Origin of the sequence: Lacticaseibacillus styriensis (assembly GCF_030770295.1) — a bacterium.
GTDB classification, from domain to species: Bacteria; Bacillota; Bacilli; order Lactobacillales; family Lactobacillaceae; genus Lacticaseibacillus; species Lacticaseibacillus casei.
This window is the reverse complement of the sequence record NZ_CP132483.1, coordinates 1,738,592-1,753,661: the sequence shown is the minus strand read 5'-3', so window position 1 is coordinate 1,753,661 and position 15,070 is coordinate 1,738,592. Positions and strand designations below refer to the sequence as shown.

Annotated in this window: 11 protein-coding genes and 2 pseudogenes; 12 read left to right on the top strand and 1 reads right to left on the bottom strand. The window is 46.5% G+C overall.

Annotation, left to right across the window (positions count from 1 at the left end; genetic code table 11):
- Nucleotides 1-71 precede the first annotated feature (71 nt).
- A complete protein-coding gene (gene trmB, locus LACSTY_RS08415; protein WP_087912305.1) occupies nt 72-710 on the top strand; it encodes a tRNA (guanosine(46)-N7)-methyltransferase TrmB in 639 nt (212 codons plus the stop codon).
- On the opposite strand, the gene LACSTY_RS08410 is transcribed toward trmB, so the two are convergent.
- Entirely contained in the window at nt 707-1,048 is a 342-nt protein-coding gene (locus LACSTY_RS08410; RefSeq protein WP_087912304.1) for a hypothetical protein, read from the bottom strand. The genes trmB and LACSTY_RS08410 overlap by 4 nt on opposite strands.
- Nucleotides 1,049-1,210: 162 nt before the next feature.
- Between LACSTY_RS08410 and LACSTY_RS08405 the strand changes: the two genes are divergently transcribed.
- The 11 genes and pseudogenes from LACSTY_RS08405 (at nt 1,211) to LACSTY_RS08360 (ending at nt 15,056) form a co-directional block, all read left to right on the top strand.
- Nucleotides 1,211-1,528, top strand: a complete 318-nt coding sequence (locus LACSTY_RS08405) for a thioredoxin family protein (RefSeq protein WP_010487858.1) — start codon at nt 1,211-1,213, stop codon at nt 1,526-1,528.
- 14 nt (nt 1,529-1,542) lie between these two features.
- Entirely contained in the window at nt 1,543-2,181 is a 639-nt protein-coding gene (gene ytpR, locus LACSTY_RS08400) for a YtpR family tRNA-binding protein (RefSeq protein WP_087912303.1), read from the top strand.
- Between the two features lie 171 nt (nt 2,182-2,352).
- Nucleotides 2,353-3,135, top strand: a pseudogene (locus LACSTY_RS14760) (DNA translocase FtsK); the annotation flags it as partial.
- A gap of 90 nt (nt 3,136-3,225) precedes the next feature.
- Nucleotides 3,226-4,728 (top strand): annotated as a pseudogene (locus LACSTY_RS14755) (DNA translocase FtsK); the annotation flags it as partial.
- The gene (murC, locus tag LACSTY_RS08390) at nt 4,725-6,047 is read left to right on the top strand and encodes a UDP-N-acetylmuramate--L-alanine ligase (RefSeq protein ID WP_087912301.1); all 1,323 of its coding nucleotides are present in this window, start codon (nt 4,725-4,727) and stop codon (nt 6,045-6,047) included. The pseudogene LACSTY_RS14755 and the gene murC, both read left to right, overlap by 4 nt.
- 271 nt (nt 6,048-6,318) lie before the next feature.
- Complete coding sequence (locus LACSTY_RS08385; protein WP_087912300.1) at nt 6,319-7,839, top strand: AcpB/EbpR/MafR family transcriptional regulator; 1,521 nt, start codon at nt 6,319-6,321, stop codon at nt 7,837-7,839.
- A 416-nt stretch (nt 7,840-8,255) separates the two neighbouring features.
- Nucleotides 8,256-11,762 carry a cell surface protein gene (locus tag LACSTY_RS08380; protein WP_225362684.1) on the top strand — a complete coding sequence of 1,169 codons (3,507 nt, stop codon included), beginning with the start codon at nt 8,256-8,258 and terminating at the stop codon, nt 11,760-11,762.
- A 34-nt stretch (nt 11,763-11,796) separates the two neighbouring features.
- Nucleotides 11,797-12,573 carry a WxL domain-containing protein gene (locus LACSTY_RS08375; RefSeq protein WP_087912299.1) on the top strand — a complete coding sequence of 259 codons (777 nt, stop codon included), beginning with the start codon at nt 11,797-11,799 and terminating at the stop codon, nt 12,571-12,573.
- A 41-nt stretch (nt 12,574-12,614) separates the two neighbouring features.
- A complete protein-coding gene (locus tag LACSTY_RS08370; RefSeq protein WP_151466843.1) occupies nt 12,615-12,950 on the top strand; it encodes a hypothetical protein in 336 nt (111 codons plus the stop codon).
- Nucleotides 12,951-13,035: 85 nt separating this feature from the next.
- Nucleotides 13,036-14,058 (top strand): WxLIP family cell surface protein, encoded by a 1,023-nt coding sequence (locus LACSTY_RS08365; protein ID WP_225362683.1) that lies wholly within the window; start codon nt 13,036-13,038, stop codon nt 14,056-14,058.
- Nucleotides 14,059-14,345: 287 nt separating this feature from the next.
- Complete coding sequence (locus tag LACSTY_RS08360) at nt 14,346-15,056, top strand: Bax inhibitor-1/YccA family protein (protein WP_087912297.1); 711 nt, start codon at nt 14,346-14,348, stop codon at nt 15,054-15,056.
- Nucleotides 15,057-15,070: the final 14 nt, after the last annotated feature.

The following is a 15,070-nucleotide window of genomic DNA, read 5'->3' as shown; positions in this document are numbered from 1 at the left end:
TAAACAAATATGCAAGTTAACTCAAAAAATCACCGCATTAAACAATACTCAAAGATAAGGAAACGATACCAATGCGATTACGTAACAAAACATGGGCCAAACCATTGATTGAGGCTCATCCAGAGATGATCCTCGTACGGCCAGAAAAAATGCCCGGTCAGTGGCAGACGCGGTTTACGCAGGGACAGCCACTGTATCTTGAAGTCGGTTCTGGCAAAGGCCAGTTTATTGTTGCCATGGCTCAAGCCCATCCGGAATATAATTTCATCGCTTTGGAATTGCAGGAGGCGGCCATTGCCATGATTCTAAAGAAGCAGGTGGCGTTAAAACTGCCTAATCTTCAGCTCGTTTTAGGCGATGGCGCCGATTTAACTGATTATTTTGCTGATGGTGAAATTAGCGGTTTGTTTTTGAACTTTTCCGATCCATGGCCAAAAACCAGACACGAAAAAAGACGGCTGACTTATCGCGACTTTTTGCGGCAATATCAAGCAATTATGAAACCAAACGCATTGCTGCAGTTTAAGACCGATAATCAATGGCTTTTTGAATATTCGTTGGTGAGCATGAATAACTTTGGCATGACCTTTGACCTCGTGTCGCTTGATCTTCATCACGACAAGCGCATTACCGACAATGTGCCTACCGAGTATGAGGAGAAGTTCAGTGCTGACGGCGGCCGGATTTACGAGTTAGTTGCGCATTTTTAGATTTCCACCAAGTGAAGTTGGTGGCGTCGCCATAAATGGCCATCAGGTTGTACCGCAAATTCAAATTGTTGGTGTGTATGGTGTTGACGTATCGTCAGGCCACCTGTATAAACTCGGATATGGTGCTGACTAGGCGTTTCAATCGTTGTCGGATACATGGCAATCCAACTGTTCTCAATGGTTCCGCGGTTTGCGAAACCGGCTTTAATGTTGGCTAGAAGCCGATTAGGGATGGTTCGGTAATAAAGTCGGTGATGAATCAGCACCGATGTTCCCGCTGTGATGATGCCGGTTGCTAGCCAGACAGCAAAAGACGATCTTAATTTCGAAACTCGCATGATAGCCCTCCTTAACGCAAAAGATGCGACGACTTTTTTCAGTTATCAGCTTGTGGCTAAACGTCTAACTTAAGTATAATGTAACTAATATGAAGTGACATTGCACCAATGCGATTTTCCTGTTATAGTTACTTTTAAATAGTAAGTGAAAGGATGTTGGCTATGAAAGAACTTGGATCGAATACAGCAATTTTGGATGAGGTTAAAAAACCAGGCAAAAAAATGCTGTTCTTTTCTGCGGATTGGTGCTCGGATTGCCGCTTCATCAAACCGGCAATGCCGGAAATCGAAAAAGATTTTCCGGACTATGAATTTGTCGCGGTTGATCGCGATAAGAATTTAGAAGTTGCCCAGGACATGGGTGTCTTCGGTATTCCTAGCTTTATTGCCTTTAATGACGGCAAAGAAGTCGGCCGGTTTGTCAATAAAGATCGTAAAACGAAACAACAAGTCGAGGACTTTATCAACGGCTTGCATTAATTTTGGAGGTACGCATGCTTATTACCAGTTATAATCAATCAGCATTCGGCGATACGTTAATTGCGATCACAGGGCCGGATACAGCGACACAGACAACCCAGCAAAATGGGGACGTTGTGGCGATCTTAAATGACCAAAATCAGGTGATCGGCTATAACTTTTTCAAGGTCAGTCAATGGCTGGGTTCTTTAACAGGCAAAGGTCAGGTTAAGTTGACCAAAGAACAAGTGGCGAAACTAAATGCTGCTATTCAAGAAGCAGGGTTGCCGGGCCAGCTTGAAGCAGATGACAAGCCCAAGTTTGTGATTGGCAAAATTGTCGATTTCAAGGATCATCCTGATGCTGACCATCTACATGTGGCGCAGGTTGATATTGGTGAGAAGCAAGTGCAGATTGTTTGTGGCGCGCCCAATGCGGCTTTAGGACAAACGGTCGTGGTGGCACTGCCTGGTGCGATGATGCCAGATGGTAAGATTATCTGGCCCGGTTCCTTGCGCGGGGTCGCCTCTTACGGCATGATCAGCAGCGCCCGAGAATTAGCCATTCCGGGGGCACCACAACGCCGTGGTATTCTTGTGATGCCAGATGAGCTGGCTGCCGGTACTCCGTTTGATGCTAAAGAAGCCGCTAAAGTGGTGGCTGCGCAAGCCTAATAGAACATTCAAGGTAGATTGTAAATCGACTCAAGTGCAATGATGCTTGAGTCGATTTTTTGTGAGCGCGTTATGAGGAAAAGATTATTTTTATAGATCAAGGATTCGGGGAACCGGTGCGTATGCTAAAATGGAGACACCGTTAAAACACGATAAAAAGGGGATTCAATCATGGCACATTATGATGGGCCGGCATTTTTACATCAAAATAACTTGCCAACACCTGAATCCGAATTAACGAATTCGAAATGGAAGCAGCCGCAAGATGAACCATATCACCTGCCACCTCAGCTGGCACATACGCCAAAAAAACCGGTGAATCCGCGGAAAGTTGCAGAAGCGCAAGCCGATTTGCGGGCCATGAGTCATCCGCTGCAAAGCCATGATCGCGATCGAATTGCGAGTCTCAAAACACCGAATAGTACGGTTCGAACCCTGCCGAAAGAGCGGATTGACTATCAGAAGATCGCGACAGCTTTAAGGCCGGATGAGCAAAGCGTTTATCTTTTTGTGGGTCACGGCACCAAGCCAAGTAAGCAGATTGAAGCTAATTCATTAGCGATTGCGGTGACATCATCGGAATCTGTTGGCAAAGAAGAAGGGGCTTCTGGGGCAACTTCAACAACTGCTTCCGGACCAGTTGCAGGCGAACCGGCCGCGGCTGTTCATGAGGCAAGTGAACCGCATAAGTCGCATGCCGTTGCAGCAGCTGTTGCTAAACCAGTTGAGTCGCAACCGGCGTCTGACGCAGAAAAGCAGGGGACGGCCAAAGAAAACAGCAACCCTGCGCCGTCAGTGGAAGTTTCATCAATGCCAAAGACGCCATCCGCCAATGCCGGGCAGGAGACGAAACCGCATGGGCCTAATAGCCGCAAAGCTGCCCGAATCGAGGCGTTAAGACGCAAGCATGAAGCCAAGAAACTGCGCAAGGCGTTAGCAGCACAGAAGGCGAAGACGTTAGCAAGCAGGGATGCCGAAAGTGCACGGTCAGCGCCGTCAATACCGGAAGCACGAGGCGCAAGCGAGGCGTCTACAGCACAATCGCAATCAGGAACAGCCGGGCTGCCTGCGTCAATGACAACGTCGGAACACCCCGTTACAGCGGTTAGCGCAGATGATGCCACCACAGAGACCATCCCGCCATTACGCTTACTTTCGCCGCCAGTCGTGGCTGATCAGGCAGCCCAGCGTGACTGGGTGCTGCAACAGCGCCAGCAACTTGATCAAACGCTTCAAGCCTTTAACGTGGACGCACATGTGGTCGCTCATACCATCGGTCCCACCGTGACGCAATTTCAGGTCAGTTTGGCAAGCGGGGTTAAGGTTAGCAAAATCACCAACTTGAATGATGACCTTAAACTGGCACTTGCTGCCAAAGACATCCGCATTGAAGCTCCGATTCCCGGGAAAAATACGGTTGGTATCGAAATCCCCAATTTGAAACCGCGACCGGTCATGTTACGGGAAGTGCTCGATACTCCCGCCTTTCAACAAGCAAAATCGCCTTTAACCATTGCACTTGGGGTGGATCTTTTTGGTCAGCCAGTCGTCACAAATCTGGCCAAAATGCCGCACGGGTTGATTGCCGGTGCGACCGGATCGGGCAAGTCGGTCTTTATCAATAGCTTGCTGGTTTCGTTGTTGTACAAAGCCACGCCACAGCAAGTTCGTTTGCTTTTGATCGATCCTAAGGCCGTTGAGCTGGCTGGATACAATGGTTTACCACATCTGGTGTCGCCGGTTATCTCCGATCCTAAAGCTGCCAGCGCGGCATTGAAGTGGGTTGTTACCACGATGAATGACCGTTATAAGAAGCTGGCAGCGGCCGGCGTTCGAAATCTGGAACAATTTAATGTGAAGGCTAAGCGCCATCAAGAATATAACCAAGTGTTGCCGTATTTGGTCATTATTATTGATGAGTTGGCGGATTTGATGTTGGCAGCTGGTAGCGAGATTCAAGACGATATTGCGCGGATCACCGCCAAGGCGCGTGCGGCTGGTATTCATTTGCTGGTTGCCACCCAACGTCCTAGTGTTGATGTGATCACCGGTACGATTAAGAATAATATTCCAACGCGAATTGCCTTCATGACCGCCAGTCAAATTGACTCGCGAACCATTATCGATACCGCTGGCGCAGAACGGCTTTTAGGCCGCGGCGACATGTTGTACTTAGGCAACGGTGCCAGTCAGCCGATTCGACTGCAAGGTACGTTTGTCGATCGGGAAATCGATCAAATTGTAGATTATGTGAAGGCGCGGCAAGGACCGCGGTACTTATTTGATCCAGCAGGACTTGTCAAGTCGGCTGAAGCCGAAGCCAGCTATGCCCATGAAGATGAGCTTATGCCCGATGTTTTGGACTACCTGGCTGGTGAACGCCACATTTCGACATCTAAACTGCAGCGCGTCTTTTCAATCGGGTACAATCGCGCGGCAAATCTCATTGATACACTGGAAGCTCGGCATCTAGTGTCGGCAGCTAAAGGCGCCAAACCGCGTGAAGTTTATTACACACAAGCAAAGAAAGAGGAACAATCGTCATGACAGAGGCAACCTATTATTTTATTGGTATCAAAGGCTCAGGAATGAGTGCGTTGGCACTGGTGCTACATGATTTGGGCCACAAGGTGTTGGGCAGTGATATTACCCAGTACACATTTACACAAAAAGGTTTGGCAGCAGCCGGAATCACCATGCTACCATTTGATCCTGCCAATCTGAAGCCAGGCTACACCGTCATTGCCGGCAACAGTTTTACCGAAGATCATCCGGAAATCAAGCAGGCCAAGGCGATGGGGCTGACCATTTATCGCTATCATGAGTTCCTCGGCCAATTGATTAAGGGTTATACCAGCATCGGGGTTGCCGGTGCCCATGGCAAAACCAGTACAACGGGGTTGCTGGCCCACACGTTAAGTGGTGTTGCCAAAACCAGTTATTTGATCGGTGATGGTACCGGCAAAGGCGTGCGCGATTCAAAATTCTTTGTTTTTGAAGCGGACGAATATCGGCGGCATTTCTTGGCTTATCATCCCGATTACATGATCATGACGAACATCGACTTTGATCATCCTGACTATTATCACGGCTTTGAAGATGTCTACGATGCTTTTGAAACTGAGGCTAATCAGGTTCAAAAAGCGATCGTGGCCTGGGGTGATGATCCATGGTTACGCAAATTAAAGGCTAAGGTGCCGGTTTATTATTACGGCACCAGTGATCGGGACGATTTTCAGGCGCGGAACGTGGATCGCGACACTAAAGGCAGCAGTTTTGATGCCTATTTCCACGATCAGCTAATCGGCCACTTCTTTGTTCCATTGTTTGGCGAACACAGTGTCCTCAATGCGTTGGCTGTTGTTGCAGTCGCACATATGGAGAAACTTGACGCTGGGTTAATTGCCCGTGAGCTGGGAAACTTCGGCGGGGTCAAACGGCGCTTTGCCGAAAAGGATCTCAAGGATATGATCATCGTGGACGATTATGCCCATCATCCTAATGAAATTAAGGCAACGCTGGATGCAGCCCGCCAAAAGTATCCTGATAAAGCGATCATTGCGGTTTTCCAACCTCATACTTATAGCCGAACCAAAGCCTATGAACCGCAATATGTCCAAGTGTTGAGCCAGGCTGATCAAACGTTCCTGACACCGATTTTCAGTTCTGCCCGTGAAAAAAATGGCAACATTCGGTCAGAGGACGTTGTGGCCCAAATCAAAGGCGCTGCGGTGATCCATCAGGAAGACATGCGACCACTGCTCAAGTTCCATCACGCGGTTGTTGTCTTCATGGGCGCCGGCGATATTCAAAAGTACGAAAAGGCTTATGAGTCGTTACTCAATGAAGAATCATTCCCTAAATGACTAAAAAGCCGCTGAACCATTTCAATCGATTGTTTTACTGATGTGTCCCAATATAGGCACTGTGTCTTACGCCAAGACCAGTTGCTTATATTGGGTTTTTATTTGGATTAAAAATCATATTAAAATTATAAAAATTGTAGAAACATCTATTCTGCGGATAAAAGACACTAAAAAAACAAGCTGACACGATAACATTGTCATGTTAACATGATGAAACATTGATGAACGATAACTTAGAATAATCCAATGGTAAGATCGCGAGGCGAATGGCATGGATTTGTATGATTTTATTGAAAGCAACGAAGCTAGAGATGTGAAGCTGTTGCAGTTACTTTTGACAGCCGGAACGCATGGCTGTTCTTACTCCCGATTACTCGAAAGTCTACAAGTGACTCCAAGTACACTTGCTGCCACTGTGGCGTCTTTGCAACAACGGCTGCAGGCATTTGACGAAGCAGCTCAAATTAGACAATGCAACGAGGGAAAAGGGCGCAGGCTCTTTTTGGAAACGCAAAAGCCGGTGTTGTTTGATGACTTGTACCGGAAACTTTTGCGACAGTCGAAGGAATATCAGATCTTGGCAACACTACTGGAAAAAGGAAAATGTCGGGTTGACGAGTTTGTCGCGCAGTTGTACATGAGCAAAGCCGCCGTGTTTCGCAAAATCAAACAATTAAATCTCGGATTGAAGTCGCATGCGATCAAAATTAAAAATGGCACGTTGACTGGCTCAGAGGTTGAGATTCGGTATTTATATTACCAGTTGGTTTTAAATAGTTATGATAGCGAAGAACTTGCAGCTTTGGCGGCAACTTTTTCGGCCCGGCGTTACATTAAGAGATTCGAAGCCCGATCAAAGGTCAAATTTTCTCCTCATGGTGAAATCAAGCTTTGTGTTTGGCTGGATATTGCACTTAAACGTCATTTTACCGGCGATAAAAAATTTACCGGTATCCCGGAAGAAACGCTTCATCAGCTGGAAGTAAATCCGCTTTATCACATGATTAGAAATTGGCTATTTGAAATTGCCAAGCAATATGCGCTGGCTTTGGATGAATTTGAAGTCTATAACATCTATATTTTTGTTTGTTCGATGGACATCATTGATTTCTCAGCAACTGATCCTCGTCACGTTGAAAAATATTTGGCACTAGCTTTACCGACTGTGCAGCAGCGGAATCAATATTTTATGGCGGCGTTGCGGCAAATCTGTGCGGGCTTTGAGACGCAGTGTTCAGATGCTTCCAGGATCCGCATGCAGTACACATTAAATCAATTACATCATCGAATTCAGTTTTTCCAAGGAGACTTTAGGTTATTGGCTCAGCCATCTGACCGGGTGTCAATCAATGATCAGCAGTTGCAACATTTAGAAACATTGGCCAGTGAGTTGACTGCGATCGTGGCCAAGGATGACCCATGTTGCGCTGCGCCTGCTAAACGGCTTTTTTTAACGCAACATTATGTGCGACTTTTAATGGTGACCCATGTTCAAATCGCTAAACCGATTCGAATCGGCCTTCTGCTGAACGACGACTGGTTGGCGACATCTGCGGTAATGGCGCGCTTAAAACTGGCTTTGGCGGGCATGTGCTCGGTTGTCCTTGAAATTGCGGAGGCACCGGCGACATATGATTTGCTGATTACCAGTTTCAAAATGTCGTCAGCCGCAATTGCCGCTAAGTATCATTATCAAATCAATGAAATTGAAACAACTTACGATATTGATCAAATCAAGTCTTTGCTGGTCAGCATCATTCGCGAGCAAGCTGCCATCTCCAGTCAGTTTTGAAAAGGCAAGGCCGCAGCTCAGAACCGTTTTTAATTAATGATTTATGGCATTTAGGTTAATTGGATGATGAATATTCGGTATTTAGAAAATAAAATAGAATTGATGCAGGAAGCAGTTCTTACAACGAAAGTAACTGATTTTAATTAGAAAAAATTAATATACACGATAAATATAAAACAATATAAAAGCCAAAATCAGAATCTCCAAAAATCACAATACCCAAAAATGTGAAATTTATGAGACACGCAAAACCTATAAAATTAGTTTTTGTAACATTCAGTGTTACACAATTGGATATTATGAAAGGAGTGATAAAGGTGCCGTCAAAGCACATAAGATGGTGTTTCGTGCTATTAGCGCTGTTTACCGGTGTATGCATCAGTTGCGCATTTTTTGCTTTTGAGAAGCAAGGTAACGTGCAAACGCGGTTTAAAGACCGGATTGCGAACCCAGTTAAGGCCGCTGATCGTCGCATGGCTGGGAATACACAGTATGGCAAGCTGAAGCAACCAGCGATGGTGCCTTTAAGCAAAACGGCCGGCCCTGCCTTATCAGCAAGACTGCTACTGCCTGGAGCAAGGATTGAGGGACAGGATGCAGTGTTTACACTGGGTGAGTATTTTAGTACCCAGACAAGATCACGGTGGATGAAGGGTGCTTATGAAGCTGATGGCACCAGTGTCCCATATTCCAATTCGAATATTTGGCCAACAATTCCCGACAAGGTTCAGAGCGCGACACGGCAAATGGGGTTGAATGAACCCAATAAGCGAATTGACGTGTTGTATAACAATCAACAGATTGATTTGCTGTTTCATTCGCGCACAGGCAAAGTGACGGGCGTTGGCTCGGCAACTGCTAAATATGGTAATGCCATTATTGTTAATGGCCGAGAAACCTCAGCAAATCGCAATGCCATGGGCGTTTTGTCCTTGGTTGACAGTGATCCGGATGGGGTTTTAAAAGTGATTGCCACATCTGGCGGTAGTAGTGACAATGGAAAAATCAATTCAAACTTTGGAGACCAATTTTATGGTCGGTTTGAATATATTTCGATGCGGGATCACAAATTTTTGAATTTGGGCTTTTTTCAAGATAATACTGCTGGTGCCACCGGGAATACCAAGAAGCAGGATTTTCTGAATCAGTGGGGTTTGAATCGCGTGCAACCCGTTCAGCTGGGTGACATCATTAAAGTGGAAAATGTTGAAGGCAAAATCAGCTATGCCAAAGACTCACAGGTGCATACGTTGTCGGAAGCTGAATATCCCAATATTAAGAAAGCGGTTTTCTTTCAAATCACGAAACAAGGGTTTAAACCGATGAAAGTGAACCAGCTTGAAACAAGAGTTGTCGATGTGCCACAAAATGCCACTGATGCGGAATTAGATGCAACGTTCCCTAAAGCACTCGGCATTAAATACAATATCGTTGCTAAGCGGTTTAGAACGCGACCGGATGTTAGCAAGCCCGGTAAAACCAAAGCATTTGTCCGGACTTTTGAAGTGTTAGAAGAAGATCGCGTTGCGGATTTTGACTATGAAGTCGAATTAAATGTGATTCCGGCTGGCGACATTAAAGCTAGGGACGGTCATTTTGTCCTAGGTGAACAGTGGCGGGCGAAAAATTTAAAACGCATGTTTGTCAGTGCCAACCAACTTGATGGCACCCCGGTTGCATGGGTGGATGATCAAATCGAACTTTTGCTACCGCAGGCAATCAACGACAAGCTGAATGCTAAGACTAGGCGGATTGATGTCCTGTTCCAAAAGCTTCCTGCACCGTTCCTCTTCAATTCGAATACGGGTCACATTCAGTCCACGCAGACGGCAACGGCAACCTATGGTAACGCCATTGTTATGCGCGGCCAGGGTGACGAAGCTGGTCAATCGCGTGATGCCGGTGGTGCCTATGTGTTGTTGAATGATGACGGCTTAAAAGTCATCGCCACTTCTGGTGCGGCTAATGATAATAACGCACTCAATGACCAGTTTAAGGGAAAGCCATACGCTGCGATTGCTCATGTTGATATGAAACAGTCAACCACCAAGAATCTGTCAAAAGAATCACTCAATTGGTTTAATGGTGATGCTAAAAAGCAAGACTTTCTGAATGCGTGGGGCAACAATCGTGAATTGCCGGTCGAACCGGGTGATGTCATCTTAGTGGCCAATGAAGCAGGTAAAATCGGTTATACCCAGGATTCTAAAGAACAGCAACTGACGGCGATTAATCGTCCCAAGGAGCTTTATTTTGAAATTACCGATAACGGTTATCGACCACTACAGGTGAATCAGTTAAAACCACAAAGTGTCAATATTCCTGTTCATGCCACTCAAGATGAAATGGATCTACGGTTGCGTGAATTCTTTAAATTACCGGCCAAAGCCAAGCTGGCAATCAAACGTTATGAAAGTAACCCTGACGTCGGTAAAGTCGGCAAGACATCGGCAAAGGTAGTCGTTTCCGAAAAATTAATGAGTGGTAAGGAAGTTGAAGCCACCTATGACGTGCCGGTTCAAGTTGTGAAGCGAGCCACTTTTGCGACTCAGCCAATCACCTTCAATTTAGGTGAAACTGTCACGATGGCGAAATTAGGTGCGATGCTTGTGTCAGCTAAAGAGTACGATGACCGCGACGTCAAGTGGGGTGATCAGAAGCTCTCGATCAATCGGCCGCAAGCCATCGACAAGTTGTTAAATCCTAAGAACCAGCGCTTGACCAAAATCGGTAATCCCATTGATGTGACGATGCGTTTTGATGCCAGCACTGGGAGCGTCTTGTCCACCAACACCATGAAGGTTGGTTATGGGAATGCGATTGCGATCAAAGGTTATGAAATGACACCGCGCTATGCTGGCGGCGTCTTGGCGCTTGTTAAAGAGCAGAATCAGTTGCAAATCGTGGCAACGGATGGTCTCGATGATGATAATCGCGAGGTTCACAGTATCTTTCCAAAGCAGAAGTATCTCAGCACGTCTCTTTATACCACCACGGGTACCATGTTAACCGTACATGATCGCAAACAGCTTGCTGCCGAAATGACAGCAAATGGCGATACTCGGAAGCAACAGCTGCTGGATCAGTGGGGAAAAGATCGGATTGCCGCGACCAAACCTGGCGATGTACTTGCTGTGGAACATCTTGAAAACAAAGTGAGTTGGATGCAAAACGGTGTTGCCCAAAGTATGCCCAAACGTCAAAACAAAAAGGAGTGGCTGTTCGAAGTCACCGATCAAGGCTATCGATTGTTAGATTTGAATCAAATGGTTTTCCCAGCATTAACATTTGAAAACCATACGGATCCGTCGAAGGTCGAACAGGTCATTAAAAATGAAGTTGCCAAGCAACAGGCGTCATTGAAGATTGAATCAATTGACATGCCTGACTTAAAGACTGTTGGGAAAAAGCAAATTCAACTCAAGGTCAGCCAAGCCAGCGTTGCCAGTGTTAATCAGCGGATTGCCTATGTGTACGAGATTCCTATTGAAGTAACTGAAGGCAGTCTCAGCTTTGTTCAAATGCCTAAAGTGATTGATTTTGGTAGTGTCCGGATTGACGGGCAGAAGATTGAAGTCCCTAGAGTAGGCGATCAATCAACCATGACGATTAAAGTCAGAGATGGTCGGAGTCGAAAGACAAGTTGGACGCTTGATGTTCAACAACAGTCGCCATTGACCGACAGCAAGCAGCGAACGGTTAAGCAATCGCTATTGTTTTTCCGTGAAGATGCACATGAATATCCGCTGAAAGTGGGTACGAATCAACGGATTAAGAAAGTTTCCAAAGCACAAATCGATCATAGCTTTACCTATGATGCGCAAGCAGGGTTGTTGCTACGCATTCCGGAGAATATGTTTGATTTTTCGGCTGACACTTATGATTTTAAATTGCAATGGACGTTAGGCGACACACCAGTCTGAGATGTGAAGAATTTATTCAGGAGGAAGATGACAAATGAAGACACACACAAAATTAAAGTTCATGGCGTTTGCGGCGTTGACGGTGGGGATGGCAGCGAACTCAGCGGTTGTCCATGCCGACGACGCCCGCACGGTGACAACTGACGGCAGCGTCAAGATTATGCAATCAGATGCGCCGACTCGGGTTTTAAATCCACTTAACCCCAAAGACAAGACGCCGGGTACGGTAGCTAATGGCGACAATACCAAAAATGCAGGTGGTGAAGGCTTAACGTTAGACTATGTGTCGCAACTTGACTTTGGCCAATTAAAGTTGGATCCGACTGTTGCGACAACAGTTTATGCTAAGCCTGATCAGTGGACAGGCCAGGATGGCAAAACGATTCCGGTGCCTAATCGCTTCCAGGTGACGGATAAGCGGCTGGGGGCAGACGCTTGGAAGGTCAGCTTGTCGGCATCCGATCTGAAGTCAGACGAAAAGGATAGCCAAGGAAAGACAGTTAAGCTGGAGAATGCTTTCATCACATTGCTGGAAAGCAGTGTTGTGGATGGACAGGCTCGCGATGCCAGCAACCATTTTGGCTTAAGTAAAGCCATTAAAGTTTATATGGGTGACGGCCAAGCGACTGACGTTTTGGCCGTCAACGACAAAGATGTCGCTAAGGGAACCTTTATTAACCTTTTTAATCCGGCTAAGGCAGGGGAAGGTGTGTCATTGACCGTTCCGGCTGAAAGCTACACAACGAAGGGCTTGAAGTCAGCTGAATTCACCACCAAGTTGACATGGACGCTAACCAGTGCGCCGATTTAATCAAGATGATGAAGAAGGGTATCAGCGGGGCTTTCGTCATCTTGGCCTACTTGGTGAGCATGCCACCCGGGCAGGTTACCGCATCAGCTACCTTTGAAACCGAAGCGCGCGTTCAAATCGTTATCGAACCGACCGGTCAACGCGGCGGGTCGTTGCCACTGCCTGACTTTAAGTCGATTCAGATTAAGAGTTCAAAAGTGCCTGATCGTGGATTGTCTTCGTTGAGCGTTGAGAGCGGGGATGCTCGATACCTGCCAAAACTAAACGAATGGATCAAAAATAGTCTGGTGCTTTGCGGCATTGGCATTCTCTTGATCGCGAGTGTTTTGTATGGTCGGAAAAAGGTTATGGATCGATTAACTTTAAAGAAAGGATAAGACCCAGTGCAAATATCAGTGCCTGGCAAACTGAGTGTTGGTGTGGCTTGATAGCTGACCTTTTGGGCTGGTTTCAAGAAGAAAAATGATTAAGAAAAATTGGCTTTTGTTGAGCTTGGCTATAGGGTTGATTGCTTTTGGGATTGGTTTGCGGCCGCAACAGGTGTTGGCTGCTGATGATGCCGGCTTTACCGTCAAAACGGTTTTACCGGCAAACCAGCGGGATACAAGTCAGACATATTTTGATTTGCGGGTCTCGCCGAATCAGGAGCAGGATCTAGAGGTCGTGATTCAGAACCGCAACACAGCACCTTTGACAGTTTTACTGGCTGCCCACTCAGCGTTTACCAATGATAACGGGGTCGTTGAATACGGTAAGTCTCCTAAACCGGCTGATCCGACTTTACCGGTCAACCTGCAGGAAATTGTGACGTTGCCGGCTGAGGTGACGATTCCTGCTCTTAGCCAACAAACCGTTAAGATCCATTTGAAAATGCCGGCCAAGCCCTTCTCAGGAACGGTGCTTGGTGGGTTGCAATTCAAGGCCAAGCCTGATGATAAAGACACGGAAAAAGGTGCTGTAACCAATCGCTATGTTTATGCGGTCGGCTTAATGTTGTCGGAATCCGATCAGCCGGTCGTACCGGATTTGAAATTGCGACAAGTGGCAGCGGATAACGATCACGGTCAGCCGGCAATTCTTGCTAATATCCAGAACTTTGAAGCAGCCATCCTGCGCAATTTGCACGTGAGCGGTTATCTTTATCGCCAATCAGGCGGTAAGGCGCTTTATCGATCCGAAAAAACTCGTATCAACATGGCACCGAATTCCAATTTTAATTTCAAGCTTAATCTTGGTAAAGGCCCGTTGGAACCGGGAAAATATCGACTTAAGCTGGTTGCCAAAGGAGGCGGGCGCACGTGGAACCTGACGCGGACATTTACCGTTTCCAAGAAAGATGCCGACAAGTTACGTGAGTTATCTAAACCAGAGACGCCAGCAGCATCGATACCGTGGTACTTGATTCTCATTGGTGGGATCGTGTTAGGTATCAGCCTTTATGCCGGTTTCAAGAAAATCCAATCAATTCGCCGCTGCAAACGGTAATCTGATTCACCGACTCTGCTCAATGACGAAGTTGTCTGAGTGAGTTTGAAAATCATTGCCGTAAGTTAAGAAAGTAGGCCTTCTCATACTCGTTCTAGAGTGAATGAGGAGGCTTTTTGCTGTTTATCTGCGTCATTAAAAGTTACAATAAAATCACTGCACCTCAAGATATTGAGAGCATTATCAGTCATCAAACCCGGCAGCACAAGATCGGTCGTTGGTCGGACTGACAAATGCTACAATAGCAGTTATAATAGATACAGATAGTTGAAAGGAATGAACGCAATATGCAAGAACGCCGTGTTGTGAACGAGGCCGGCTTGACACAGTTCTTCTCCCGCATCTACACCTTGATGGGGAGCGGGCTGGTTGTGACGGCGCTCGTGAGTTATTTACTTGGAGTCACTTTTAAAGCAGATTATACGAACTTTGTAGGTGCACATCCGATTGTTTTCTGGGTTATGCTTGCTTTACCGCTGATTTTATCCTTCTTTGTCACAGGACGACGCGCCCAAGCCAGTGCGGGTTATGCAACGTTGATGTTTTATCTGATGTCGGCAAGCTTTGGCTTTACCTTTGCAATGGTTGCGATGGTTGCGCGGACTTCGAACTTGGCAGTTGCTTTGGCAACAACGGCGGTGGTCTTCCTCGTCATGTCGATGGTTGGCCATTTTGGCAAGCGTGATTTGAGCAAAGCCGGTAACATTGCCTTTGTTGCGTTGTTCGGCGTGATCATCATGTCTTTAGTCAACGTGTTTATGGGTTCGACAGGTCTACAGATGCTGATCTCCTATGCCATCTTGATTATCTTCATCGTCTTGACCGCTTGGGATACGCAGCGTTTAAAGAACCTGTACCTGACAACCGGCAGTGACGGTCAGGCGGCAATTTCAGAAAATTCCCTGGCTGTTGTCGGAGCATTGATGCTCTATCTGGATTTTCTGAACCTATTCACCGCCATTCTGCAGATTCTGGGCGTTGGCAACAATAATAATTAAATGTATTCAAAAGC

Coding starts and splice junctions, on each gene's coding strand:
- trmB (WP_087912305.1), top strand. CDS start 72: ATGCGATTACGTAACAAAACATGGGCCAAACCATTGATTGAGGCTCAT.
- LACSTY_RS08410 (WP_087912304.1), bottom strand. CDS start 1,048: ATGCGAGTTTCGAAATTAAGATCGTCTTTTGCTGTCTGGCTAGCAACC.
- LACSTY_RS08405 (WP_010487858.1), top strand. CDS start 1,211: ATGAAAGAACTTGGATCGAATACAGCAATTTTGGATGAGGTTAAAAAA.
- ytpR (WP_087912303.1), top strand. CDS start 1,543: ATGCTTATTACCAGTTATAATCAATCAGCATTCGGCGATACGTTAATT.
- murC (WP_087912301.1), top strand. CDS start 4,725: ATGACAGAGGCAACCTATTATTTTATTGGTATCAAAGGCTCAGGAATG.
- LACSTY_RS08385 (WP_087912300.1), top strand. CDS start 6,319: ATGGATTTGTATGATTTTATTGAAAGCAACGAAGCTAGAGATGTGAAG.
- LACSTY_RS08375 (WP_087912299.1), top strand. CDS start 11,797: ATGAAGACACACACAAAATTAAAGTTCATGGCGTTTGCGGCGTTGACG.
- LACSTY_RS08365 (WP_225362683.1), top strand. CDS start 13,036: ATGATTAAGAAAAATTGGCTTTTGTTGAGCTTGGCTATAGGGTTGATT.
- LACSTY_RS08360 (WP_087912297.1), top strand. CDS start 14,346: ATGCAAGAACGCCGTGTTGTGAACGAGGCCGGCTTGACACAGTTCTTC.